A 24,893-nucleotide genomic window follows, 5' to 3' on the forward strand; every position below is an offset into this window, starting at 1 on the left:
CATACCATAGATAAAATAACATCTTTTTTTCCAGATAGCATAACGTTAGTCAAGAGATTGAAAAGATAAAATTTATATGAGATATAAGCATCACTTTTATCTCATTCCTTTATGAAAATTTTAGTATCTTTTTTGTTTTATTTTGCTTTCTTGTATATCCAATTTCTTATCTCCAGCTCGGGTTATTTTAAGATTAATTATAGTAATTTGAAAAATTATATATAATTTTCGACTGAAATTGATAAATCTGGTTAGCTAATTTCTGACTTAAATGACTGTAAGGTATTAAATAAATTTCTCTTCATATCAACAATACCGGTATTATTAATACCAGAATAGAGCATAATGTTTTTATTAGTGTGATCTTCAAGTTCTTTTTTCTTTTTTAGTATTTGCTTATCGTCAAGCATATCAATTTTTGATAATAAAATTAGTTCCATTTTATCTATAAGTTTGCCGTAATTTTTTAATTCTTTTCTAATTATTTCATAATTATTTATAATATCATCACTTGTAATATCTATAATGTGTAGAAGTATTTCGCATCTTTCTAGGTGTTTTAGAAATTTTATCCCAAGTCCGTGTCCTAAGCTTGCATCTTCTATCAAACCAGGAATATCTGCTATTGTAAATTCATTATGTTCATAATAAACAACCCCCAGTTGAGGTTTTAAAGTAGTAAATGGATAATCTGCAATTTTTGGCTTAGCAGAAGTTACTCTGGATAAAAATGTAGATTTTCCAGCATTAGGCATTCCTAATAATCCGATATTTGACAAGAGTTTTAAATTTAGCCATATCCACATTTCATTCCCAATTTTACCTACTGTAAATTTTCTAGGAGCCTGGTTTCTTGAAGATTTAAAATTGCTATTTCCTAAACCGCCTCCACCACCTTTTAGGATAATTTCTTGCTGCTCGGGATTGTCAAAATCATATAGTATATATTTTTTATCTTCAGATAGAACCTGTGTTCCTTGAGGTACGTAAATTACTAGATCTTCACCTGATTTACCAGTTTTATCACTTCCCTGTCCATTTTGTCCTTTAGGAGCTTTGAAATGTTGCTTATATCTAAAGTCAATTAGAGTATTTATGTTTGGTGCGACCTTAAGTATAATTGAGCCACCATCACCACCATTCCCACCGTTTGGTCCTCCTAATTCTACGTATTTCTCTCTTCTAAAACTCGCAATTCCATTCCCACCATCGCCTGCTTTTAAATATATTTTAGCTTCGTCTATAAAGTACATAAATTTTTAGGAACAATTATTTTTTAAATATTGCAATGATTCTTTGAAACCGGATAGACTATAGTAGTCTAAAGCAAAATTTTTATCATCCTTATAACTCTTAATAGAAAAATAATTTATGTTTGTTTTGATTAATAAGTTGATTAGGTAATTATCTTGATCACTATTATATGTAGTGGCATAACTTTCGTATGAACTATTCAAATTGTGATTTTTATCTTCATCAACAGTCAAAATAACGGTATGCTGTTTTGATAAATCATATCCAGCGTAAGCGGTAATTGAGAATTTATCCTTTCCCAAATAATTAATGTTAACATATGCATCTCCTCTTTCTCCTGTGTATAATTTAGTATTGATGGGACTGGAATAAGTATAACATATTTTTTGCTTACCTTTTTTCTCAATATATGTTATCCAATTACCTATGTTTCTTTGTTGCTTTTGTATATTAGTTTTTGCTTCTGCTGGACTTACAATACATGAAAGGCAAAGATAAGCTAAAAAACCAATTAAGGGCAAACTATTTTTCATATATTTCAATGTTTAATTCAATAATGTACAAAATTCTTATAACACTCATTTGTATAATTCATACAATAACTTTTGTCTTAGCTCAAGATAACATTTTTCCAATAAATTTTAATACAAATGCTGAATATGCATATATGGTTGATTATGAAAGTGGCGAGGTATTATACGATAAAAACGGTAATGTGCCGATGACTCCATCATCTATGACAAAAATAATGACATCATATATTGCATTTGCAAAATTGAAAGATGGAAGATTAAAATTATCGGATAAATTTATTATTAGCGAGAATGCCTCTAAAAAAGGTGGCTCCAAGATGTTTTTAAAACCTGGAGAGCAGGTTTCGGTAGATGAGCTTTTAAAGGGAATAATAGTTTTATCTGGGAATGATGCATCTATTGCTTTAGCGGAATGTCTACATGGGAGTGAAGAAAATTTTGCTAATGAAATGAATATATATGCGAAGAAATTGGATTTAAAAAACTCAGTTTTTAAAAATAGCACGGGGTGGCCTGATGAGGGGCATGTAATGAGTGCAAGGGATTTAGCGGTTTTAGCAACAAAATTAATTGAAGATTTTCCTGAACATTATCATTACCATGCTATTAAGCAGTATTCATTTAATAATATCAGCCAAAATAATAGAAATACTTTAATTGGTTCCTATGGTGTTGATGGAATAAAGACAGGAAAAACAGATTTAGGTGGATATGGAATAGTAGCAAGCGCAAAAAGGGATGGAAGAAGATTGATCGTCGTGATAAATGGTCTTAAAAGTGAAAAGGAAAGGGAAATTGAGGCAAAAAAGCTACTTGATTTTGGCTTTTCAAATTTTAAAAATTTAATATTATTTAAAGGGCAAAATGAGGTTGTTGAGGCAGATGTAATATACGGAAATTTGAATCAAATATCATTAAATGTGCAAGGTGAAATTGTTATAACAGTGCCTTTAGAATATGATAGAATGAAGGACTTATTATTTTTAACTCAATTTAAAGAACCATTAGAAGCACCTATTAAAAAGGGTGATGTGGTTGGTAAATTAAAAATTATGAATAGTAAAGAAAAAATCCTGATCAAGGAGGTTGACCTTCTTGCAAGTACAGATGTTGAAGAATCAGGAATTATTAAAAAAGTTTTTCAAAGTATAAGATATTTTTTTAAAAAAATATTTTAATTAACATGATTTATTAAATTATTAAATTATTAAAAACTTGAAAATAATTACAATATTATGCAATCATCTTTGATCATGGTTAATAACGAATCTGTTAAGATTAAACCATTTATCAAGTGGGTTGGAGGAAAAAGGAATATAATAAATCACTTGATTAAAGGATTACCAGAAAATATTAAAAATTATTATGAACCCTTTGCTGGTGGAGCTGCTCTATTTTATGAATTGTATGATAAAGTAAACTACAGTTTTTTATCAGACTTAAATATTGACTTAATAGTAGCGTATCAAGTTATCAAGAATAATACAGAAAAATTAATTAATTTGTTGAAACAACACAAAGAATTGCATTGTCAGGAGTATTTTTATAGAGTGCGTAGTATGCAAAATATCGAGGAGCCAGTTGAAAATACAGCGAGGTTTATTTATTTGCTAAAAACATGTTTTAATGGTCTTTATAGAGTAAATAAAGATGGTAATTTTAATACACCTATTGGGAGTTATAAAAACCCTAATATTGTAGATGAATGCAATTTAAAATTAGTGAGCAAAGCTTTAAAAAATGCAGACATAAAATGTCAGGATTTTAGAAAAATAACCCCACAAAAGGGAGATTTTGTTTATTTTGATCCGCCGTATCATCAGTTAAATAATAATTCCTTTGTTGGATATCTGAGTGGAGGTTTTATGGAAAAAGATCAAATTAAATTAAGAGATTTTGCAATTGAATTGGATAGAGAGGGTATAAAATTTATGATATCAAACTCTGATACAGATTTTATACGCTCAATATATAAAAATTTTAAAATCAAAAATGTTGCTGCTCCAAGATTTATAAATTGTAAATCAGATAAGCGTCACTCAATATTGGAAACGTTAACTACGAATTATTAGGATGGTGTTAATGAATAAGGAAAATTTAAAATCTCAAATTGATGATAAGTTGATTGGGGTATTCCATATGATGGAATTCACAACATGGTCTAATAAGAGGAATGTCTAATATTATGAACACTGTACTCACAATAGGAATAATATCACTGCTAGTATTAATATTATGTATAGTAACACTTATCTTTATCATAATTAATAAAAATACAAAGGGTGCAGAAAATTTAAAGGATCTAATAATAGAGCAGAAATCATCATTAAATCATCTAAATAATTTTTTTGATAAACAGATAAATTTTTTACACAATAGTATCTCTAAGCAAGTTGAAAATAATCATTTAAATCAACAAAAACAGTTGGATTCTATGCAAAAGCAGTTGGTGCAGATCGCAGAATTGAATGAGAATAAAATAGAAAATATGAGGCGATCAATGGAAGAAAAGGTTAATCAGATGCAAGAAAATAGTCAAAAGAAATTGGATGAAATTAGAGTAACTGTTGAAGAAAAGCTTCAATCTACACTTGAAAAGAGGTTGGGAGAATCTTTTAAACTTGTGAGTAATCAACTAGAAATGGTGCATAAAGGTTTAGGAGAAATGCAACATCTGGCAACAGGTGTCGGAGATTTAAAAAAAGTTTTAACTAATGTTAAAACAAAGGGAATTTGGGGAGAAGTCCAATTAGGGAGTATCCTAAAACAGATTTTAAGTGAAGAGCAATACACTGTGAATGCAAAAATAGACCCTTTGAGCAACCAAAGAGTGGAGTATGCCTTAAAATTACCCAATAAAGATGAGGAAAATTCAGAAACTTTGTTGCCTATAGATGCAAAATTGCCGTTGGTAGAATACTATAAGCTAATAGAATTTTATGAAGAGGGGGATAAGCTGAATATTGAAAAACAAATAAAAATATTAGAAGCTATTGTTATGAAAGAAGCCAAAGGTATAAATGAAAAATATATTAAACCGCCACATAGCACAGATTTTGCAGTGATGTTTCTTCCTGTAGAGGGATTATATGCAGAGGTGGTTAGAATCCCAGGGTTGCTTGAAAAATTACAGCGTGAATATCGTGTTATAGTAACAAGTCCAACCACATTAACTGCATTACTTAATAGTGTTCAAATGGGTTTTAAAACTCTAGCTATTGAAAAAAGGTCAAGTGAAGTTTGGAAACTTTTAGATTCGGTTAAACATGAATTTTCTAACTTTGTTAGCATCTTAAGTAAAACAAAAGTAAAATTAGATCAGGCCAGCAAAGCTATAGGCGAGGCTGAATATAAGGGTAATGTAATAAAGAATAAATTGCAAAATGTTGAAAAATTACCGCTTTCAAAATAAATAAAAAATTTAAAATGGAAAATTCTAAAGGGGGTTATTTATCGGAATTAAACGATAATCAGTTAGAGGCTGTTTCACATATAAATGGCCCTTTGCTAATTTTAGCTGGGGCAGGAACTGGCAAAACAAAAGTTTTAACCTCAAGAATTATACATATTTTAAATAATAATATTGCATTTCCATCGCAAATCCTTGCTGTTACATTCACCAACAAGGCGGCTAACGAAATGAAGCAAAGAGTTGATAAATTTTTAGAAAATGTAACTAGCTCGATGAATATAGGCACTTTTCATTCTATCGCAGCGAAAATTTTAAGGCGTCATGCAGAATTATTAGGTTACACCAGTGGTTTTACTATCATAAATCAAGACGATCAATTAAGAGTAACTAAGCAATTGATTAAGGATTATAACCTTGATGAAAAAAGCGTTTCTCCAAAGGTTTTGCTTTATTATATTAATAGGTTTAAAGACAGGGCAATAATTCCTGAAAATGTATCAGCTAATGAGGCTGAGCACTTTGCTTTAGGCAAGTTAAATAAATTATACACTGAATATCAAAATAGGTTAAAAAATTTCAATGCTATGGATTTTGGAGATCTACTTTTAAATAACATTCAGCTTTTTAACAATAATTTAGATATATGTTTATATTACCAAAATAAATTTAAATATATTTTAGTTGATGAATATCAGGATACTAATATTGCGCAATATTTATGGCTGAGAACCTTATCTCAAAATAACAATAATATTTGCTGTGTTGGGGATGATGATCAATCTATATATGCATGGAGAGGGGCAGAAATTACAAATATTTTAAGATTTGACAAAGATTATCCTAATGCCAAGGTAGTAAGACTTGAAAAAAACTATCGTTCTACTCAGCATATTTTGAATTTAGCTAGCAAGTTAATTGCTAATAATACAAATAGGCATTCTAAGAATTTATGGACTGATAGGACAGATGGGGATAAGGTGAAAGTCATAAATTATTATGATGATAAGGAGGAAGCAAGGGCTATTGCAGATGAAATTGATATGCTAGAAAGGCTAAAAAAAACAACGCTCTCTGATATAGCAATTTTAGTGAGAGCAGGGTATCAAACAAGAAATTTTGAAGAGAGTTTGAATTTTTTGGGAGTTCCATATAGAATAGTAGGCAGCACCAAATTCTACGATAGATTGGAAATAAAAGATTGCATAGGTTATATAAGACTTCTCGTTAATAAAAATGATAATTTAGCATTTGAAAGAGTTGTTAACACTCCTAAAAGAGGTGTTGGAAATAGTGCTCTTATGGGCGTTTTAAATGTTGCTAAAGAACAGAATATTTCAATGTTTGATGCTGCAAAAGGAATAATTGGTGAAAAAAAAGTTAAGGGAAAGGCAATCGAATCGCTCAATCATTTTATTACCTTAATTGAGGAAAGTAATAGCAATTTAGGAGTTGGTAATCATGCTGGTGTTGTCAAAGTTTTATTGAATAAAGCTGGATACATTGATATGTGGAAAAATGATGATAGGCATGAATCTAGGGAGAGGATCGATAATATTAATGAATTAATTAATAGTTTAAGTGAATATGAAAATTTACAAGAATTTTTGGAGTACATAAGCTTGATAAGTGATGCAGACAATGTTGCCGAAGATAATAGGGTGAACATTATGACTATTCATGCTGCTAAAGGTTTAGAATTTGATACAGTATTTTTGCCAGGCTGGGAAGAGGGTGTTTTTCCTAGCTCAAAATCAATAGAAGAAAAGAAGGAATCAGGGTTAGAAGAAGAAAGAAGATTGGCATATGTGGCAATAACAAGAGCGAAAAGAAATCTCTCAATTTCGTATGCGTGCTATAGAAGGATATATGGAGATTTTCAGGCTTCAGAGATATCAAGGTTTGTTAATGAACTGCCAAAAGATAGTTATCAACTGGTAAATAACTACTTTAATAGTTCATTAGCTTCAGCACAAAAAAACGCAATATCATTTAAAGATGTCAGGAAAGAAAATTACAAACCAGTAAAAAAAGAAAAATTTAGTGTTGGGACAAAAGTATTGCATATAAAATTTGGCAGGGGAATTGTTTTATCTGCTGAAGGAGATATAAAAGAAATATTTTTTGAAAAAGAGGGAGTGAAGAAGATAATGTCAGAATTTTTAGAATTAATTTAGGTAGTTTGATGATTCAAAGCAATATTAATATGCTTCCACAACACATAGCGATTATTATGGATGGTAATGGTAGGTGGGCAAGAGAGAAAAATTTACCGAAGATTATAGGTTATCAAAGAGGTATTGAATCTGCTCAAAAAATAATAGAATACTCCAAGGATTTGGGTATTAAATATTTAACTCTATATGCTTTTTCCCTTGAGAATTGGCAAAGGCCAAAAAATCAAGTTGCAAAGCTGATGAATATGTTTAGAGATTATTTAAAAAATGATATCGAAAAATTAATTAAAAAGGATATACGGATAATTTTTATTGGTGATCGATTAAAATTGGATGAAGATATTAGGGATTCTATGAAACAGGTTGAAGATAAGTCATTGCAAAATAGTTTTTGTGTAATTATTGCGATGAGTTATGGAGCAAGAAATGAGATAACAAGTGCAATTTTAAAATTAGGAGAACAATATGGTAATGAATCTCTAAATCAAAATAATATTGAAGAATTATTTGAATCTGCTATAAATCCACATGGAATACCAAACCCTGATTTATTAATTAGGACGAGCGGAGAAAAAAGACTTAGCAATTTTTTATTATGGCAAATTGCTTATACAGAGCTTTATTTCACAAATAAATATTGGCCAGATTTTGCTAAGCAAGATTTGCTGGATGCCATAGAAGATTTTAATAAAAGAGAGAGGAAATATGGGAAGTAAAATATTAGGAAATAACTTATTTAAAAGGGTTCTCACAGCTTTAGTGTTAATCCCAATTGTAGTATATATAGTAATTAAAGGTGGAATTTTTATTGATTTATTTTTAGGGTTAATATTTGTCATTGCAACTTATGAAGTGATTACGATTGTCAATAATGACAAAAATCTGTCCTTTCTAAACAAGCTGATTTGGATAATACCAATATTAATTTATATAGGGCTATCTATTTATTGTATTAGGTGTGTTATTAATTCTAATTCAGGAATATCTCCTTTTTTTCTGATACTTACAATTTGGGTGTTTGATACAGCTGCTTATTTTGCAGGTTCCTTAATTGGAGGGGCAAAATTATGTCCTAAAATTAGTCCTAAAAAAACTTGGTCTGGTCTTTTTGGTGGAATTGTAATAACTTTCCTTTTTCCTATAACATTTTGTTTATTTTATGAATTAATAAAAAATAAATTTACCTTAGATTTTTCTGAATTTGTAAATAGTGAGGGTATTGGTTATTTAATAGCATATGGTTTTGTCGGAATGTTTTCTGGTCTTATCGGGCAGATTGGAGATTTATTAGAATCCTGGTTTAAAAGAAGATTTGATGTAAAAGATAGTGGTAATATTTTGCCAGGGCATGGAGGTGTTTTAGATAGAATGGATAGTATATTTCTTTCAGCATTTTTTTGGTATATTTTAGCTTGCATGTAATGAAAAAGAAAATTTGTATTTTAGGTTCGACTGGCAGTATTGGATGCAACACATTAAATTTAATATCACAGCATCAAGATAAATATGAGGTTGAAACTCTAACGGCAAATGAAAATGTTAAGAAGCTGGCTTTGCAGGCTATAGAATTTCGAGCAAAAAATGTTGTAATTTGCGATGATAGTAAATTCAAAGAGCTGAAGGAGTTACTAAGTGGTTATGATATAAAAATTTTCTCTGGCTATGATGAACTTGTCAATTTGGCAGGTCTAAAATATGACATCACAGTTGTTGGAATCAGTGGTATTATTGCATTAAAGCCAATCATGGAAGCAATTGGCAATTCTAAAGTGCTTGGGCTTGCCAATAAGGAAAGCATAGTTTGCGCAGGAGATTTTATAACTAACAAAGCAAAAAATAGCATTACTAAAATAATTCCCTTAGATTCAGAACATAATGCTATCTTTCAAGTATTTGAGGAAAAAAACAGGGATAATATAGAAAAAGTGATGCTAACTGCTTCTGGTGGTCCATTTCTTAACAAAAGCATTGATGAACTTAAAAATATAACTCCAGAAGAAGCAATTAGGCACCCTAAGTGGAAAATGGGAAATAAAATTTCTGTGGATTGTGCCAATATGGTTAACAAAGGTTTAGAAGTGATTGAAGCCTGCAAACTTTTTAATTTAGATATTGATAAAGTGGATGCAATAATTCATCCAGAATCAATCATTCATGGAATGGTATATTATGCTGATGGCTCAGTTCTTTCTCAAATGGGATATCATGATATGAGAACACCAATTTCAACGGTGCTTGAATATCCAAAGAGAGTAAGGTTTAACTATAATCATTTGGATTTTTCAAAAATTGACTCTATAAGTTTTAAAGAGATTAATCGGGAACGCTTTCCTTTATTTTATCTAGCTAAGGAAGCGTATAGGTTTGGTAATTACGCGCTTATCGCATTTAATGTTTCAAATGAGATTGCAGTTGAGGCATTCCTTAATAATAGAGTAAGCTTTTTAGAAATTGATAAGATAGTTAAGATAATAATGAATCAAACCAAACCAATCAATATATTGAGTCTAGAAGATGTATTGAATTTTACTGATAAAATTAAAGAAGAAACAAAAGCGGTTTTACAAAAATTGTAAAATTAACTGTAACAATCATTATTCTGGTATTTTTCATCACCTATGCGCCATTTCTATTGGTAGTGTCATTTACTAAATTATTTCCATGATTAGTTTTTTCCCATTTATATGGATTTGTAATTAATTGTATCACTGCCAAAGTAGAGGCTATAGTATACAACATGAGATAAAACGGGTATATGAAACAGATTTTTAATAGTGATAATTTTTTTTCTTTAAGGGCTACAGTTAAAGGCACCTTGATATAAACGTATAGACATAAAAATAAGCAAATTTTAGAAAGCAAGAGATTAATATATGATAAATTACAAAAAAAACTCAATATCAAGGCTATTATAAAAAAAAATTGTGAAAAAGATAATATAAATGTAATTCCCATAAAATAATAAAGGCTGAAAATATTGTTGCATGCTTTTGAGTTTTTCAACTTTGGAAATGAAATCTGAGTTTGCACTAAAAAAGTTATAATATGGCCTTTAACCCATCGTGAACGTTGCATTACCCAGGATTTTATATCTATTACTGTTTCTTCATATGTGTAACTATCAAGCATTTTAATTTTATAGCCTTTTCTATATAATCTATAGGTTAAATCCGCGTCTTCTGTAACATTATATTGATCCCAGCCACCAACTTCTCGTAGAGCATTAATTTTAAAATGATTGCTCGTACCTCCCAAAGGTATCGGAATTTTCATATTTGAAAAATTTGGTAAAATAAAATTAAAATGCATTAAATATTCTAAAGTACACAATTTAGATAATATGTTGGTTGAGTGGTTATAAAATGTAAGCTTTGCTTGGAGGCAAGAGAGATATATGTCACTACTTGCATTAAAAATTTTTACAGCATCAAGTAGCTGATCCTCTTCTGGTATGTCTTCTGCATCATAGATTACAAGGAGCTCACCAGTGGCGTGTCTTAATCCAAAATTACAGGCTCTTGCTTTGGTCTTAGGACCTTCATCATGTACAATCAGGACTGAAAAATAATTAGGAATCTTTTTTATTGATAGTGCTTGCAAAGTTTTATCATCATCGTTTTCCAATAAAAATAATACTTGCAATAAATCTTTTGGATAATTTAAATTCTCAATTGCCTGAATTAACTGATCCAACATTAGCTCCTCTCTATAAACAGGAAGCAAAATTGTATAGTTTTTTAACAAATTATTATTTTTCACTATTTTTTCTGATACTTTGAAATGCAATAATGCTGAATTTTAAAATGATAATCAAATAAAAAAATGACATGAAGATGTTATAAAAATCAAAAAATATAAATAAAACCAAAATCACTAGCGCTATAAATGTAAAGAATATTTTTTGCGATTTTGAGAGTAGCAATGCTGCACTTAACCTAGTTGTTGAAGATTTATCTATATTAGGAATAGAATTTTCCAAGTACTTAGGTGAATCTATATTTTTGCCATAATCCAGACAAATTGAATCATTAAGATAATCCATATTTGTATTATTTTTATCAACATTATATTGATATTTGTCATTTGTTCTTCCCATAAAACATAACATATACAACTCATTGTTGACATGCTGACACAGCTTTAAGTAAAAAGAAATATTTATTAGTTAGATGTAATCTAGAGTAGTGAATTTTCCATATATTAATGCATAAACCTTGTAATTGGCTACTTTAAATTGTGCAATTGTGCAAAAATTAGTGATCAGAAGCTTTTATGTATATAGGATTGACTACATGTACCTCATAATATAGAATTCAGCTACATTATTGGCAAATCTTTCTCATAAAAAAGATTTGGTTTAAGATTTAATTTGAGCAGGTATCTGTAATTATAAAAATAAATTATTTATGCAGAAAGTCTATTTTCAAATTGAATTTTTAAATCATGGATATGCCCTGCGGGTATAATAATTTTATTGATAATTTAAAATATGACAAAGAAAAAATTACTGCATCAACAACTTTATTTTTGGATACTAGTTGCTGTAATTATTGGTGCATTATGTGGTTGTTACGCTCCTGAATTTGCCGTCAAGTTACAACCTCTTTATTTGGGGTTTATAAAACTAATAAAAGCATTCATTGCTCCTGTGATCTTTTGCTCAATTGTATCTGGTTTTTTATCAGGTATTAATCATTTTGATGAAAAATCAGGCATAGCTGTATTGGGACTAAAAACGCTGATATATTTTGAGATCATGGCATTTATATCATTATTATTGGGGATAGTTGCGGCGGATATATTAAAACCAGGGACTGGATTGAATATTGATCCAAGTATGTTAGAAAGCAGTGCAATTCAACATTTGGTTCCCAATGCTTCTTCTAAATTTAGCATAGTGGATTTTTTGTTGAATATAATTCCAGAGTCGGTATTTGGAGCTTTTGTTCATAATGATTTTCTACAAGTGCTGTTGATTGCAATTTTATTTGGAATTTCTCTTCGTGCACTTGGAGCAAAAGCAAAACCGTTAGCTGATGTGATTGTTGTGACAAATCAAGCATTGTTTAAAGTGATAGGAGTGATAGTTAAGTTGGCTCCAATTGCAGCTTTTAGCTCCATTTCTTTTACCATAGGTAAATATGGCCTAACCGTATTTTCAAACTTATTTGCGTTAATTATGGCGCTTTATTTAGCTGCAGCTTTCTTTATATTTGTAATTTTAGGGATGTTATGCTGGGTATACGGGATTAATTACTTGAAATTTCTGAAATATATAGCTCCTAATATACTTTTGGTATTCAGCGCAAGCTCTTCAGAAGTTGGATTACCCGGCATTATCAAGAAATTAGAGGACCTAGGATGTGCAAAAAAAACAACTTCCATCGTGATATCTTCAGGATATTCATTTAATTTAGACGGAACTAATATATATATTACGATTGCTGTATTATTTTTGGCGCAGGCATTTAATATTGATTTAAGTTGGTACGATAAATTCATGCTATTTTCCATAGCAATGATCACAAGCAAGGGAGCTGCAGGTGTAACTGGTAGTGGATTTATAACGTTGGCTTCCACCCTCACTTTATTTCCAGTAATTCCTTTGTCAGGCTTAGCTTTGATCCTTGCGGTTGATCAATTGGCGTCTGCGTGCCGTGCAGTCACAAATTATATTGGTAATGCCGTTGCAGTGCTTATTGTGTCTATTTGGAACAAAGAGATCAGTGGAAAAAAAATCAACAGTAGCTTAATGAAATTGCATGACGAAACCATTATTTAATACTATTACAAATCTTATGTTGGTTACAATTAAAATAAATACGATAGGCGTAAATATGGTTGATATCAAAACTTATCTAATTCCTCATTTTATGGTTTTATGCCATATTTTTACATAAATATTTATGGTTCCCTATATAATAATAACACCGTTCCAATAAATATAACAAAGCCAGAAATATAGGTATATATCTATTGACACTGTGGCTCTTTTAATTAGTAATTGTGAAATGACTATAAATAAGGGGACTATGTTGCATAATTATATTAACAAGTGCACTCAATATAAGTAAGGTTATTATGAGTAAAAATTAAGATTACTAAGATAATGAAAATATTTATTACTGGAGCTAATGGTTTTATAGGAGCATATATAACATCTTCATTAATCAATGATGGTCATGATATTATTTGTGCAGTTAGAGATACCGTAAGAGCAAAATCAATGTTTCCGTCTTCTAAAGTAGATTATTGTGATTTTAATACGGATGATAGCAAAGAAATATGGATTAACAGACTTAAGGGTGTAGATTTAGTAATAAATATTGTAGGGATTTTACAAACAAATAAAAAAGATAGTGCGAAAAAAATCCATGAGTTATCTACAATATCTCTTTTTGAGGCTTGTGTTGTGCAAAAAGTAAAAAAAATAATACATATTTCTGCTTTAGGAATTAACAAAACTGATACGGAATATTCTAAAACTAAACTAGCTGCAGACAATTATTTGCAACATTTAGATATTGATTGGATAGTTCTACGGCCCTCATTAATTTATGCATCAAATAGTTTTGGTGGTACCTCCTTGCTTAGAGCATTGTCAATATTGCCAATCATACCATTTATTGGGGATGGGCTTCAAAAATTTCAACCTGTTCATATAACGGATTTAGTAAAGACAATTTCTTTTTTTATAAATAAAACAAGTCCAACAAAAGAAATTTTTGATATTATTGGACCAGAAACTTTAACTTTAAAAGATATATTAATTAAATTACGTAGCTGGCTTAATTTTAAACCAACAAAAACAATATCTATACCAATGGTTATAATAAAGTTTCTTTGTAGATTGGGAGATCTGTTCAATGCTTCAACCATAAACAGTACCGCTTTTAAGATGTTATGTACTGATAATATATCCAAATCAAATAGATATTTTAAATATACAAACATCAAGCCTAAAAAATTTGACGTTGCTCTTGAAATTTACCCATCATCTATTCAGTCAGTATGGCATGCTAAACTTTACTTATTGAAATCAATAACAAGGTATATATTAGCATTTTTTTGGTTATATTCTGGTATTTTGCCTTTTTTTCAATATGAGCATACAATCACAATAATTAAACATATTTTTAGTAATAACACATTAGCTTCATTTATTTTTTATAGTTCATGTTTCATGGACATACTTATTGGTATTGCACTTTTATTTAGATATAAAACATATGTTATATACTTAAGCCAAATCATTATAATAAGCTTATATACCTGCGTTTTAACAATTTATTTACCAACCCTTTGGCTTGATCCACTAGGTCCTTTAGTCAAAAACATTCCAATCATTTTCTTGCTATTAATTTTATTGTCAATAGAACGTGATAAATGATTGATTGGTATCCTATTTTAAAATTAATTCATATAGTAAGTGCAACTATATTATTTGGCACAGGAATTGGAATTGCATTATTTTCTTTATGGTCTCATTTATCAAATGATATTAGAATTATAGCATATACCTTTAAAAAAACTGTTATTGCTGATTTAATTTTTACAACCCCAGCAGTAATTATTCAACCAATATCAGGACTCCTTCTTGTATATTATCAAGGCTACGATCTATTTGAAACCTGGTTGAGTATTGCTTATATACTCTATATTATTGCAGGTCTATGTTGGCTACCTGTGATTTGGCTACAAATACAAATAAGAAACATTGCTAATTTTACATTGAACAAAAAATTGCAAAAACTACCCGATCAATATTATAAATATTTTTATATATGGTTCATATTAGGATGGCCTGCATTTTTATCACTTATTGTGATATTTATACTTATGATATATAAACCTATCCTTTAGATTTAATTTATAAATGAAAGGATAGGGGAAAATACTATGGGTTATATAAAAAAATGTTACTTAACTTTCACTCCATGTTTTTGAGGGGGGGGGCACTTCAACTGTTAAGTTAAACATTAAGCCCGGCGACATAGCCTGAAGACCATGCCCACTGAAAATTATAACCTCCTAACCAGCCGGTAACATCTACCACTTCGCCAATGAAAAATAAACCAGGCACTTTGCTTGCTTCCATGGTTTTAGATGATAATTCGTTGGTATCAACTCCACCGGCTGTCACTTCTGCTTTCATATATCCTTCCGTACCATCTATCTTAACTATAAAATTATGGAGAAAGAAGGCAATCTTTTCCAATGCAACTAATTTATAATCAACTATTCTTTTATCAAATGCATAAGTTAATGATAAGTTATCAACAAAACTTTTAGGCAGATGTTCTTTCAGAAAACTACTGAGCAAACTCTTGTTATTTTTATTGGTTATAAATAATTTTCTTATATCTATTTCAGGCAATAAGTTAATAGTAATTTCTGCTTGTTTTGGTTGCTCCAAATATGATGAAATTTGCAAAATTGCTGGTCCGCTTAACCCTCTATGCGTAAATAAAATATTTTCTCTAAACTGAGTTTTTTTATTAGAAACTATACAAGGGATTGAAACTCCACTTAAATCTTTGAAAAATCCTAAATCTGATTCAGTAACAGTTAACGGTACTAAAGCAGGGCGTGGAGTGATTATTTGCAGACCAAATTGTTTAGCTAGTTGATAACCAAAATTAGATGCACCAAGTTTTGGTATAGAAAGTCCGCCACTAGCAATGATTAGCGATTTGGCTTGAAACATTTCATGGCTGGTTTCTATGTAGAATTCATCATTTTTAGTGACTAGTGATATTGAAGTATTAAGCAATAAAGTAACATTATGCATCTTGCATTCTGCAACTAGCATATTGATAATCTGCATAGCTGAGCCATCGCAAAACAACTGCCCTAAAGTTTTTTCATGATAGGAAATATTATAACTTTCAATCAATTTTATAAAATCATATTGGGTATATCTAGCCAATGCAGAGATCATAAAGTAAGGGTTTTGTGAAAGATAATTTTTAGGACTAGCGTTTAGGTTGGTGAAATTACACCTGCCGCCACCGGAAATTCTAATTTTTTCACCAATCTTATTAGTGTGTTCGATAAGCAAAACTTTTCTGCCACGCTTTCCTGCGGTCAATGCAGCCATAAGCCCTGCAGCGCCAGCACCAACAACAATTACATCGTATTTAACCGTATTCACTTAAGTGTTTCTTAAAAAATATTTATTTTAATGTATGGCGCGCAAAACTGTTTCACTCTCGTAAAGTTCGCAGCGACAAGAGTTGAAATTCTGCCATCATAAGCTACTTTATTTGTATAGTCATTTTGAGCGCTTAAAAGCAATCATAATTAAGAGCTAAACTATAGCATTTTTCTAGTTAAATCATATGCAAAACTTAGGCTAAGAAGAAAAAAGAGCAAAATAAAGGACAAAAATCATAGTGAGAAAATTTGTAAAGTACTAAATTCATGTTTGACTTAATCGTAAATATCATTACAATCTCGGCTCACAAATATAATAATAGGGGATTTAGTCATGAAAAAAACAACACATTTTGAGAAATCAGTAAAGCCATTCTATCATAATTCAGAAGAATGCTACATTGTATATTCTCCAGGTCAAATATTATCTTCAAAATCAAAATTTTCCGTATTAACAACTAAAAAAGTAAAACATGATTTCGGATTTGAACTTTTATGTGATGACCTTGCAAAATCTGTTAAGGAAGCAGAGAATTTTCGATTTAAACAAAAAATTACACACGATTTTCCAGTTAGCTTATCAAAAGAAGGAGTGAAATCTTACGGAATAGAAACAAATACTAAAAACTTATTTATTTTACATAAAATTTCTTCAAAAATAGGTTTTACTATATCAACCTATTCTGCTCTAAAAAAAGGGATGATTATAGCAGAGTACGTAGGGGAAAGGAAAGATTCTAATACTAAGATCATTGACAGTTCTTATGTATATTTGCCCTATGATGGCACAAAAATAGATGCAAAAGATTATGGTAATATGGCTAGATTTTTTCATCATTGCCCTAGTGATCATACTGATAAGCAAGTTATGACTGCTAATCTAGCGACGATTGGATGGGATGTTTCAGAAACACTAAAAAAGGTATTTTTTATAACTATAAGGGATATTAAAGCATTCGAACCTCTTTGCTTTGATTATAATGATAAATATGCTTTTGCTCATGAAGTAGAATTATTAAATGCTGAGACTTATCTACCTATCACAGAGTTTAAAGAAGATCTTTAAAAAAGTATGAGACTTGAGATGTTTAATTCCAAATGTGGGTTATCCTTTTTGGTGAGAATAAGTAGTACACTTTACATGAAAATTGACATCATGCAAAACTAAGTTAGCATAAATAGTACGGAACACAGTTTTGAGTGGAGTTTGACTATGAATCTAACAAAAGAATATGTACAAGGCATCTTTAGTCTTTTAGATAAAGGCCAAAATAAAGAGTTTTTTAAAAATGTTGCAGAAGATGTGAAGTGGAAAGTGATGGGTACACATCCATTAGCTGGTGTATATACTAGTAAAGCTGCATTTCTTGCAGCTACTTTTGAAAAACTAGCAAAAGTGTTAGAAGGAGGTGTTGTTTTAAAAGTTGATAACATATTAATAAGTGGGCCATTTGCTATTGTTGAAATGCACGCACTAGCACATATCAAGGATGGTGGAGACTTCAATAATACCTATTGCTGGATTACTAAATTTGAAAAAGGTGTAATTATAGAAGTTAGAGCATACGTAGATTCTGCTCTAGTTGCTAAAGCAATGAGCTACCAATCTAATGATAAAACACCTTCAAAACAAGTGATGAAAGCCGTCCAGAGTGGATGAAGGTAGGTAGGTGGTCTTAATTGATTAGACAGTTTTCGAAATAAAGGATGAATTTCATAGCTAAATTAAGCTAGAAATCGTTAAGTTATGAAAATTATTAAAAATGAGGACGTTTTTTTAAATTATAAATCGATTCAGAAGATTGTTTGTATTCTCATTTAAAGGCGCTCATAAAAAAGGAATCATATCTATTAATGATTGCACTTTTGCCTTTAAGCAATTTAAAATTTTATGCTGAAAATTTAAGTATAATTTAGTAACAAAAATAAATTAATTGACATAAAGAAAATTACTGATCCAATACCTAATGCTTAAATCTAGTCAAAACTACACAGGTTGTTTTTTTGCAGATTTTATGTGCGATAAGTCTCTTTTTTCTTTAATTCTAGCTACTTTACCAACTAATTCTCTCATATAATATAATTTCGCTCTTCTAACCTTACCTCTTCTCAACAACTCAATTTTAGTTACTAAAGGAGAGTAAAGAGGGAATGTTTTTTCGAAACACATGCCACAGCTAATTTTTTTAACTTTGAATGTTGAACCTAATTTGCTATTTGTTCTAGCAATACATACTCCTTCGAATATCTGGATTCTTTCGTTACTTTCATCAACAATTTTGTTATGAACTTTTACTACATCTCCAGGTCTGAAATCTGGTATATCCTTAATTTTCATAAGCGAAGATATTTGCTTTTCTATGTACTTTTCAGCTAAGTTCATTTTTCAACTCCATTTAAATATTTTGTCCACAAATCAGGTCTCCTATTTTTTGTAATTTCCTTGGCCTGATTCAGTCTCCATTCAAAAATTTTTTTATGATTTCCCGAAACCAAAATTTCAGGCACTTTATTAGACTTCCACACTAAAGGTTTTGTGTAATGCGGATATTCTAAAAGGTATTCATAACGACCTTCTCCGAAGCTTTCATCTTGCAGAGAATCCTCATTACTAACATATCCTGGTACGTATCTTAAGCAACAATCAATAAAAGCAAAGGAGGCTATATCTCCAGAAGATAAAACGTAGTCACCTACGCTAACTTCTTGTATCTTATACTCCTTTATAACTCTTTCGTCAATACCCTCAAAGCGACCACATAAAATATTTATACCTTTATCAGATTTTACTATTGATTTTGCCATATTTTGGTTCAGTAGATTTCCTTTTGGGGATAGATATATTATTGGGAAGCTGTTTGGTATAAAAAATTTTTCAATAGCCACACCAAGCACATCAGCTCTTAAAAGCATACCACCACCACCTCCAAATGGGGTGCTATCTACTGTCTTATGTTTGCTTGTTGCAAAATCTCTAATATTTTTTGTGTTCAACTCCCAAAATTTCGCATCCATAGCCTTGCCAGAAGTGGAAAATTTCAGTGGACCTGGATATATTTCAGGAAATAATGTTAATATGTTAACTTGCCACATTACATTAACGTTGATTTAGTAAAAGAAATGTATACGTGCCGATAAGTACTAATTATTCTCAGTACTTGCTACTTCTTTATTTTCCTGGGTTTCAATAGTTTTTACAGATTTAGTATCAGCAATTTCTGTTTGAGCTACAGGTTTTTTTATAATTCTTTTAACACTGGCTTTGATCAGTTTTGCTTTTTCAAGAAATTTCTCAACTCTTTCAGTAGGCTGTGCTCCAACCGACATCCAATATTTAATTCTATCCTGAATTAGGATTACCCTGTTTTCGTCATCTTTAGGTAGCATTGGATTATAAGTGCCAACCTTCTCTAAAAATTTACCATCTCTTGGTGCGTCAGCATTAGCCACTACTAACTTATAGTAAGGTCTCTTTTTTGCTCCAGCTCGTGCTAACCTAATTTTTACTGCCATAAATAGTTAAAATAATTACATCAATACAGTTGTGTATACACAAAAAAAGCTTTTATGTAAAGATAAGAAGAATGATTGATTAAAAAACTTTTGTCCAAGGCTTTTTGATTAGATTATCCTTATCTGTTATTACCTTAAAATTTTTATCTTTATTAAATATTAAATATGAACCGTTTATTCCCAAATCCACCTTGTTTATGGTGAATTTAGCATTTTTACATGACAAATTAATATCCGTTAGATTAAGAAATATTTTTATATCATTTGCATTATTGCAAATATTAAGTGCATCTTTATAGTGTTCGTTACCTGTTAGGATGAATAAATTATGTTCGGGTATATAACAATGTGCTTTATCACAAACTCTATCAAGATAATGTTTATTGCTGGGCTTAATGTTAAGCTCTTTTTGCCATATTTTTTTTGAGTACCTTTCTCTTGATCCTTTAATCAATTGAAGTCTATTATCATTCAAATCTTTAACGGCTATCAATTTACCAGTTTGACTTATTGCAATGTCTGGTAATTCAAAATTAATGGTAGCAACAAATGCAAAGGTAATAAATAGAATGCCTATATACTTAAGTTTTGCTTTAAAAATCATTAAGCATAAGCAACCAACAACAAATAAAAATAAACTTATGCTATCAACTTTGTATATATTTAGAACAGCTCCGGGAAGTGAGGCAATTTTATCTGAAATATATAGCAGTATTTTAATGCCAATTTCCATAGGGTAAAATGCTAAGAATTCTAATTTCAAAGGAATTAATGCTATAGCAAGTATACCAAAAGGCATTATAATAAATTCGGCTATGGGTATTGCGAATAGATTTGTTAATAAGCTATAGGTGGAAAAATTTTTAAAGTGATAAATTATGAAGATGCTTGTTGCCAATGTTGCAAATACGCTTGCTAGCATGATTGAAAAAAAATAACCAAAAATTTTTACTATTTTGGGGGTGGTGGAATTAAAGTAAAATAAAGATAATTTCTTTAAGAATTTAAATCCGTAAATTAGTGATAAACAGGCAGAAAAAGACATTTGTAAGCTTGCACTTAAAAGAGCTTCGGGACTGATTAATAATATTGCAATTGCCGCAAATACTACAGTCCTTATTGAATTTGTTTCTCTATCAATTACAATGCCAATTAAAAACAGAGTAGTCATTGTGAATGCTCTTTGAGCAGAAATAGGGGCGTTTGCAATAAGTAAATAAAGGTAAGAAAAAAAGATTGTAATTATTGCAGATATCTTTTTGTTATTAATTTTAATTAAAGGATTGTAAATTTTGGAAAATATTATATTACTTGCAAAAAAGATTATACTAGCAACAAGTGCAACGTGCATTCCAGAAATAGCAAGTAAATGAGCAATTCCAGAAATTCGTATATTATCGTATGTATTTGTATCTATTCTTTTTGTGTTGCCAAGAAATAATGCAGTGGCAATAGATGCATTTCTTACTTCCATGTTTTCGTAAAAGCATTTTGAGATCACTTCTTTTAATTTCCCGATTGTTGTAAATTTGCTGATATCTGATCTTTGGATGATTTTTATATTGCCCATAGCATAGCCTATTGCACTAATATCATTGAAAAAAGCATATCTTGCATAGTCAAAACTTCCTGGAAGAACTGGAGTTGGTGGTGGCATTAAATTTACATTGGCAATAATTTTATCCTTATTTCTGATAGCATCAAGTTTGGTTCTAACTACTATTTTTATTTTTTTTATATTGTAATTATCTGTAATATCTAAAAACTTAACGTGGTTTAATAATAGTTTCTTTTCATTTCCTCGAATTTCAATTTCTTCAACTTCAGCTACTATCCTACTTTGAATTGCATGATCTAGATTTGAAGTTGTTATATTTTGTACTCTAAATACAGTCGCTCCATAACCAAGTAAAATAAATGTAATAACTAAAAATGTTAGTTGTACATATTTAAAATTTGATAAAAAGAAGATTGTGCATATTAATGGTATCGAACATGATGCCATTAAAAATAATATTAGTTTGAAGTTTAATTGAAAATCGGTGTTAAAATAGACCAATATCCCTAACGATAAACATACTGGTATCAATCCGAATACGTGAACTTTATCACTAAAAATTTTATACCTAACAAACCATACAACTCATTATGGAAATATAACGATAAAATTTTAAAATGCTAGTATAAAAAAATCGCTACGACACTGTAAAACAAGAACTTATTATTTTTGTTGTGTTATTTTGTAGTTTTATTCACCATGAAAATTATTTTGATATTTTTTCCAAATGATTTCGTAATTATCACTTGTTTCTATCTATTTATATTAATCAATTCGCTTGTAATTGTAAGTTATTATTTTGCAACAATACCTACAGATTTTTTATATCATTTTATAAGGAACAGGTCTACCGGCATCATCTTTAACCAATTTGCCATCTTCAAACTTTGCAGCCATATAATTTCCATGCCCTAATCTTTCGCCTTTGTACAATATTGGTCGAACAACTTTACCGTCTAATTGCTTTAATTCAGCTCCTTTACCTCTGTTGCTGATGTTATTTTTTGAACCTTTTTTTACAGCCATAGTGAAACCTATTTTTATAACTTTTTAGTGATTATACCAAAGTAACTGCACTTCAGTCAATAATATTATTGACTTAGCACAGTTATTTATTCATTAAAAAACAAACAATTGTAACAAATAGCTAATAACTAATAACTTTTAGCGTAATAAGATAATGGTAGGTGGTTTACGATATTTAGTTTTCTTTATTATCTTTTAAAATCTTCTTATCTAGTTCATACATCTTATTTTCAAGATCCATCTTTTCTATGACTCCTAATTTATCTCCTATAATTGCAATCCATTTTATAAAGTGATTATTTGTCTCTTGTGCCATCTTCTTTTGTTTCTCTGGACTTAATCCTTTTATCGTTTCAAGATTGTGTTGTCTATCCATTAGCTTGATGAACATCGCCTCCTTATCTCCTAGCTTATTTAGTTTTTCTAAGGTTTGCTCAAGTGTTAACTTAATCCACACTCCATCTTCAAACCTATTATTGGTTAATCTATCTACTATTTCTGCTATCCTCTGGTTAAACTCTTTTTCTATAATCTCCATTGTGCATTCTGAATCTTCAATTGTATCATGGAGTAATGATGCTACTATCACATCTGTTTTGCAATAATATGTTGCCACCATTTCAGCCACTCTAAGAGGATGCCAATAAAATGGATGCTCCCCTGTTTTTCGTATCTGTCCAGAATGCCACTTTTTAGTAAAGGTGATTGCCTTTTCTATCACTTTTATGTTCAACCTAACATCTTGCTCCTTACTTAATGTCTCCAGTTTATTCAGTAGATCTATGCTATATTCGCATTTACTGCTAAATTGTTCATATTCATCATCAAGCTCATATTTAAAATCACCTTCCTCTAATGCAGTGTCATTAATTCTCGGTTCATCTGGATAGCTATCGTAAGCACCGCTTACTTTCTCTAGCTTCATTAAATAACTCAATGCCCATATAAAGCCAATAATTGCTGGTGCGAATAGTACCCAAATTCCGTAATAGCCAAACCATGTAGTAAGTGGAATTAGCCCATATGCTACAATTGCATACCCAATTGCACTCGATATTCCGTAAGTAGTTGCTACAGCCGTGAATCTTTTGGATATAGGGAAATGTTTCATCCACATCAACCAATTTATAGCTACTATTTGTCCTATACCAGCCTGTAAAATAAATATCACATTTTCACCTCCTAGAGCATGAATGTGTTCTAAGCAATATGGAGTTAATAGTAAAGTGAATATTAAAATAAAACCTGCCGCTATGGTGGTATTAATTGGATGAATAGATCTGTATGAATAAGTTAAGAAACTTATGATGAATACATCTATAATAGAAAATTTAAAGTTATGATTTATTACCTGTTCAGCTGTCATTCCTAGACTATCCTTCATAAAGTCACCTAGGTATATATATGCTGTATAATATCCAAAGGGGAACGTTATCATTGCAAAGAACAGGCTTAAACAAAGCCGCACCTCTACTTTCTCATTTATTATATTACCATCATTTAGTTGCTTATCTAACTTCATCCTAACTTGATAATTTACAAACTCTGGTGTTTCTCTTAGTCTTCTTCTAGCCACCAAACCTATTATTGCAATCCCAGCCCCTATAAAAAAAGCATATCTCCAACTGAAGTTTGAATTAAGTACAAGTGATGCCACTCCTAAAGCAAAAAAACCTCCCATTCTTATTTGTACGTCTATTAATCCATTTGCAATGTATTTATATGGTGATTTTAAAGTTTCTGCTAAATATACTCCTGCCCCTATTATCTCACCTAATGAAGAGAAGCCTTGCACCATCCTGCATAAAAGAATCGCAACTGTTGCCCATATTCCAATTTCTGCATAAGTTGGAAACATTGCCATAGTCAAGCAAGATCCTGCCATCAAAAATGTTGTGATTAATACTGTATGTTTCCTGCCTATGGCATCCCCAATTCTTCCTATAACATAACCTCCAATGGGTCTTAAAGCAAATGTCATACAAAAAGCAGTGACAGCAAGTAATTTAGCTATCATTGGGTCGGTTTTTGGAAAGAATAAGTCGTTTAGTATCGTTGATAAATGCACATATAGCATTAAATCAAAGTATTCTAATAATGTACCTATTGAAAGTAAAAAAACCGCCTCTTTTTGCGCTCTTGTAAGTTTTATAGCCATGATTGTATTTTCCCAATAACAAATTTATGGTTTCAAGGTTATTAGTTACTTTTTATTAATTCAAGCTTTTTCTACTTTAAATAAAATATTTAGTGTCAAAAAAATAACA

At 30.3% G+C, this 24,893-nt stretch carries 22 protein-coding genes and 1 pseudogene; 12 read left to right on the forward strand and 11 right to left on the reverse strand.

Translation table 11 applies throughout. The features are described 5' to 3' along the window. Positions 1 to 251: 251 nt before the first annotated feature. Together cgtA and N3Z17_RS03400 are read right to left on the reverse strand one after the other, a co-directional pair. Positions 252 to 1,253: an Obg family GTPase CgtA gene (gene cgtA, locus N3Z17_RS03395; protein ID WP_282472598.1), complete on the reverse strand. Its 1,002-nt coding sequence runs from the start codon at positions 1,251 to 1,253 to the stop codon at positions 252 to 254. 6 nt (positions 1,254 to 1,259) lie between these two features. Then, positions 1,260 to 1,787, reverse strand: a complete 528-nt coding sequence (locus N3Z17_RS03400) for a hypothetical protein (RefSeq protein WP_282472599.1) — start codon at positions 1,785 to 1,787, stop codon at positions 1,260 to 1,262. Positions 1,788 to 1,795: 8 nt separating this feature from the next. Between N3Z17_RS03400 and N3Z17_RS03405 the strand changes: the two genes are divergently transcribed. The 7 genes and pseudogenes from N3Z17_RS03405 to dxr all read left to right on the forward strand — a co-directional run bounded on the left by N3Z17_RS03405 (position 1,796) and on the right by dxr (position 9,949). After that, positions 1,796 to 2,965 carry a D-alanyl-D-alanine carboxypeptidase family protein gene (locus tag N3Z17_RS03405; protein ID WP_282472600.1) on the forward strand — a complete coding sequence of 390 codons (1,170 nt, stop codon included), beginning with the start codon at positions 1,796 to 1,798 and terminating at the stop codon, positions 2,963 to 2,965. Positions 2,966 to 3,040: 75 nt separating this feature from the next. After that, entirely contained in the window at positions 3,041 to 3,859 is an 819-nt protein-coding gene (locus N3Z17_RS03410) for a DNA adenine methylase (RefSeq protein WP_282472601.1), read from the forward strand. Positions 3,860 to 3,972: 113 nt separating this feature from the next. After that, positions 3,973 to 5,199 (forward strand): DNA recombination protein RmuC, encoded by a 1,227-nt coding sequence (locus N3Z17_RS03415; protein WP_282472602.1) that lies wholly within the window; start codon positions 3,973 to 3,975, stop codon positions 5,197 to 5,199. Positions 5,200 to 5,213: 14 nt separating this feature from the next. Further along, positions 5,214 to 7,121 (forward strand): annotated as a pseudogene (locus tag N3Z17_RS03420) (ATP-dependent helicase); the annotation flags it as partial. A gap of 260 nt (positions 7,122 to 7,381) precedes the next feature. After that, positions 7,382 to 8,089, forward strand: a complete 708-nt coding sequence (uppS, locus tag N3Z17_RS03425; protein ID WP_282472604.1) for a polyprenyl diphosphate synthase — start codon at positions 7,382 to 7,384, stop codon at positions 8,087 to 8,089. Beyond that, positions 8,079 to 8,795 (forward strand): phosphatidate cytidylyltransferase, encoded by a 717-nt coding sequence (locus tag N3Z17_RS03430; RefSeq protein WP_282472605.1) that lies wholly within the window; start codon positions 8,079 to 8,081, stop codon positions 8,793 to 8,795. Before uppS ends, N3Z17_RS03430 begins: the two co-directional genes overlap by 11 nt. Continuing rightward, entirely contained in the window at positions 8,795 to 9,949 is a 1,155-nt protein-coding gene (gene dxr, locus N3Z17_RS03435; RefSeq protein ID WP_282472606.1) for a 1-deoxy-D-xylulose-5-phosphate reductoisomerase, read from the forward strand. Before N3Z17_RS03430 ends, dxr begins: the two co-directional genes overlap by 1 nt. 40 nt (positions 9,950 to 9,989) lie before the next feature. Here the strand turns inward: dxr and N3Z17_RS03440 are convergent, their stop codons facing one another. Both N3Z17_RS03440 and N3Z17_RS03445 read right to left on the reverse strand, forming a co-directional pair. Beyond that, the gene (locus N3Z17_RS03440; protein WP_282472607.1) at positions 9,990 to 11,132 is read right to left on the reverse strand and encodes a glycosyltransferase family 2 protein; all 1,143 of its coding nucleotides are present in this window, start codon (positions 11,130 to 11,132) and stop codon (positions 9,990 to 9,992) included. Continuing rightward, positions 11,122 to 11,469 (reverse strand): hypothetical protein, encoded by a 348-nt coding sequence (locus N3Z17_RS03445; RefSeq protein ID WP_282472608.1) that lies wholly within the window; start codon positions 11,467 to 11,469, stop codon positions 11,122 to 11,124. The genes N3Z17_RS03440 and N3Z17_RS03445 overlap by 11 nt, the downstream gene beginning before the upstream one ends. A gap of 393 nt (positions 11,470 to 11,862) precedes the next feature. Here N3Z17_RS03445 and N3Z17_RS03450 point away from each other — a divergent pair, with 393 nt between their 5' ends. The 3 genes from N3Z17_RS03450 (at position 11,863) to N3Z17_RS03460 (ending at position 15,236) form a co-directional block, all read left to right on the forward strand. Beyond that, positions 11,863 to 13,155 (forward strand): cation:dicarboxylate symporter family transporter, encoded by a 1,293-nt coding sequence (locus N3Z17_RS03450; protein WP_282472609.1) that lies wholly within the window; start codon positions 11,863 to 11,865, stop codon positions 13,153 to 13,155. Positions 13,156 to 13,482: 327 nt separating this feature from the next. Beyond that, on the forward strand, positions 13,483 to 14,763 hold the full coding sequence (locus N3Z17_RS03455) for an SDR family oxidoreductase (RefSeq protein WP_282472610.1): 1,281 nt from the start codon (positions 13,483 to 13,485) through the stop codon (positions 14,761 to 14,763). Continuing rightward, positions 14,760 to 15,236 (forward strand): DUF2269 family protein, encoded by a 477-nt coding sequence (locus N3Z17_RS03460; protein ID WP_282472611.1) that lies wholly within the window; start codon positions 14,760 to 14,762, stop codon positions 15,234 to 15,236. Before N3Z17_RS03455 ends, N3Z17_RS03460 begins: the two co-directional genes overlap by 4 nt. 109 nt (positions 15,237 to 15,345) lie before the next feature. On the opposite strand, the gene N3Z17_RS03465 is transcribed toward N3Z17_RS03460, so the two are convergent. Then, positions 15,346 to 16,527, reverse strand: coding sequence for a BaiN/RdsA family NAD(P)/FAD-dependent oxidoreductase (locus N3Z17_RS03465; protein ID WP_282472612.1), 1,182 nt, complete (start codon positions 16,525 to 16,527; stop codon positions 15,346 to 15,348). A 336-nt stretch (positions 16,528 to 16,863) separates the two neighbouring features. On the opposite strand from N3Z17_RS03465, the gene N3Z17_RS03470 reads away from it, so the two are divergent. Next, positions 16,864 to 17,595, forward strand: a complete 732-nt coding sequence (locus tag N3Z17_RS03470; protein WP_282472613.1) for an SET domain-containing protein-lysine N-methyltransferase — start codon at positions 16,864 to 16,866, stop codon at positions 17,593 to 17,595. A gap of 147 nt (positions 17,596 to 17,742) precedes the next feature. Next, positions 17,743 to 18,189 (forward strand): nuclear transport factor 2 family protein, encoded by a 447-nt coding sequence (locus N3Z17_RS03475; RefSeq protein ID WP_282471352.1) that lies wholly within the window; start codon positions 17,743 to 17,745, stop codon positions 18,187 to 18,189. A gap of 327 nt (positions 18,190 to 18,516) precedes the next feature. Here the strand turns inward: N3Z17_RS03475 and rplS are convergent, their stop codons facing one another. The 6 genes from rplS to N3Z17_RS03505 form a co-directional block, all read right to left on the reverse strand. Next, on the reverse strand, positions 18,517 to 18,912 hold the full coding sequence (gene rplS / locus N3Z17_RS03480; RefSeq protein WP_282471353.1) for a 50S ribosomal protein L19: 396 nt from the start codon (positions 18,910 to 18,912) through the stop codon (positions 18,517 to 18,519). After that, positions 18,909 to 19,622: a tRNA (guanosine(37)-N1)-methyltransferase TrmD gene (gene trmD / locus N3Z17_RS03485; protein WP_282471354.1), complete on the reverse strand. Its 714-nt coding sequence runs from the start codon at positions 19,620 to 19,622 to the stop codon at positions 18,909 to 18,911. The genes rplS and trmD overlap by 4 nt, the downstream gene beginning before the upstream one ends. A gap of 48 nt (positions 19,623 to 19,670) precedes the next feature. Beyond that, positions 19,671 to 20,042 carry a 30S ribosomal protein S16 gene (gene rpsP, locus N3Z17_RS03490; protein WP_282471355.1) on the reverse strand — a complete coding sequence of 124 codons (372 nt, stop codon included), beginning with the start codon at positions 20,040 to 20,042 and terminating at the stop codon, positions 19,671 to 19,673. Positions 20,043 to 20,121: 79 nt separating this feature from the next. Further along, the gene (locus N3Z17_RS03495; protein ID WP_345799022.1) at positions 20,122 to 22,131 is read right to left on the reverse strand and encodes a ComEC/Rec2 family competence protein; all 2,010 of its coding nucleotides are present in this window, start codon (positions 22,129 to 22,131) and stop codon (positions 20,122 to 20,124) included. 291 nt (positions 22,132 to 22,422) lie between these two features. Next, positions 22,423 to 22,626, reverse strand: a complete 204-nt coding sequence (locus tag N3Z17_RS03500) for a hypothetical protein (RefSeq protein WP_282471357.1) — start codon at positions 22,624 to 22,626, stop codon at positions 22,423 to 22,425. A gap of 175 nt (positions 22,627 to 22,801) precedes the next feature. Next, complete coding sequence (locus tag N3Z17_RS03505; protein WP_282471358.1) at positions 22,802 to 24,784, reverse strand: MFS transporter; 1,983 nt, start codon at positions 24,782 to 24,784, stop codon at positions 22,802 to 22,804. Positions 24,785 to 24,893 lie beyond the last annotated feature (109 nt).

Source organism: Candidatus Bandiella numerosa (assembly GCF_029981845.1).
Lineage (GTDB): Bacteria > Pseudomonadota > Alphaproteobacteria > Rickettsiales > Midichloriaceae > Aquirickettsia > Aquirickettsia numerosa.

Bases quoted from the DNA above. Each gene is read 5' to 3' on its own strand.
- N3Z17_RS03500 (WP_282471357.1), bottom strand. From the start codon at position 22,626: ATGGCTGTAAAAAAAGGTTCAAAAAATAACATCAGCAACAGAGGTAAA.
- N3Z17_RS03505 (WP_282471358.1), bottom strand. From the start codon at position 24,784: ATGGCTATAAAACTTACAAGAGCGCAAAAAGAGGCGGTTTTTTTACTT.
- dxr (WP_282472606.1), top strand. From the start codon at position 8,795: ATGAAAAAGAAAATTTGTATTTTAGGTTCGACTGGCAGTATTGGATGC.
- N3Z17_RS03400 (WP_282472599.1), bottom strand. From the start codon at position 1,787: ATGAAAAATAGTTTGCCCTTAATTGGTTTTTTAGCTTATCTTTGCCTT.
- N3Z17_RS03450 (WP_282472609.1), top strand. From the start codon at position 11,863: ATGACAAAGAAAAAATTACTGCATCAACAACTTTATTTTTGGATACTA.
- N3Z17_RS03460 (WP_282472611.1), top strand. From the start codon at position 14,760: ATGATTGATTGGTATCCTATTTTAAAATTAATTCATATAGTAAGTGCA.
- N3Z17_RS03475 (WP_282471352.1), top strand. From the start codon at position 17,743: ATGAATCTAACAAAAGAATATGTACAAGGCATCTTTAGTCTTTTAGAT.
- uppS (WP_282472604.1), top strand. From the start codon at position 7,382: ATGATTCAAAGCAATATTAATATGCTTCCACAACACATAGCGATTATT.
- trmD (WP_282471354.1), bottom strand. From the start codon at position 19,622: ATGTGGCAAGTTAACATATTAACATTATTTCCTGAAATATATCCAGGT.
- N3Z17_RS03410 (WP_282472601.1), top strand. From the start codon at position 3,041: ATGGTTAATAACGAATCTGTTAAGATTAAACCATTTATCAAGTGGGTT.
- N3Z17_RS03405 (WP_282472600.1), top strand. From the start codon at position 1,796: ATGTTTAATTCAATAATGTACAAAATTCTTATAACACTCATTTGTATA.
- rpsP (WP_282471355.1), bottom strand. From the start codon at position 20,042: ATGGCAGTAAAAATTAGGTTAGCACGAGCTGGAGCAAAAAAGAGACCT.
- N3Z17_RS03470 (WP_282472613.1), top strand. From the start codon at position 16,864: ATGAAAAAAACAACACATTTTGAGAAATCAGTAAAGCCATTCTATCAT.
- rplS (WP_282471353.1), bottom strand. From the start codon at position 18,912: ATGAACTTAGCTGAAAAGTACATAGAAAAGCAAATATCTTCGCTTATG.
- N3Z17_RS03455 (WP_282472610.1), top strand. From the start codon at position 13,483: ATGAAAATATTTATTACTGGAGCTAATGGTTTTATAGGAGCATATATA.
- N3Z17_RS03415 (WP_282472602.1), top strand. From the start codon at position 3,973: ATGAACACTGTACTCACAATAGGAATAATATCACTGCTAGTATTAATA.
- N3Z17_RS03430 (WP_282472605.1), top strand. From the start codon at position 8,079: ATGGGAAGTAAAATATTAGGAAATAACTTATTTAAAAGGGTTCTCACA.
- N3Z17_RS03445 (WP_282472608.1), bottom strand. From the start codon at position 11,469: ATGGGAAGAACAAATGACAAATATCAATATAATGTTGATAAAAATAAT.
- cgtA (WP_282472598.1), bottom strand. From the start codon at position 1,253: ATGTACTTTATAGACGAAGCTAAAATATATTTAAAAGCAGGCGATGGT.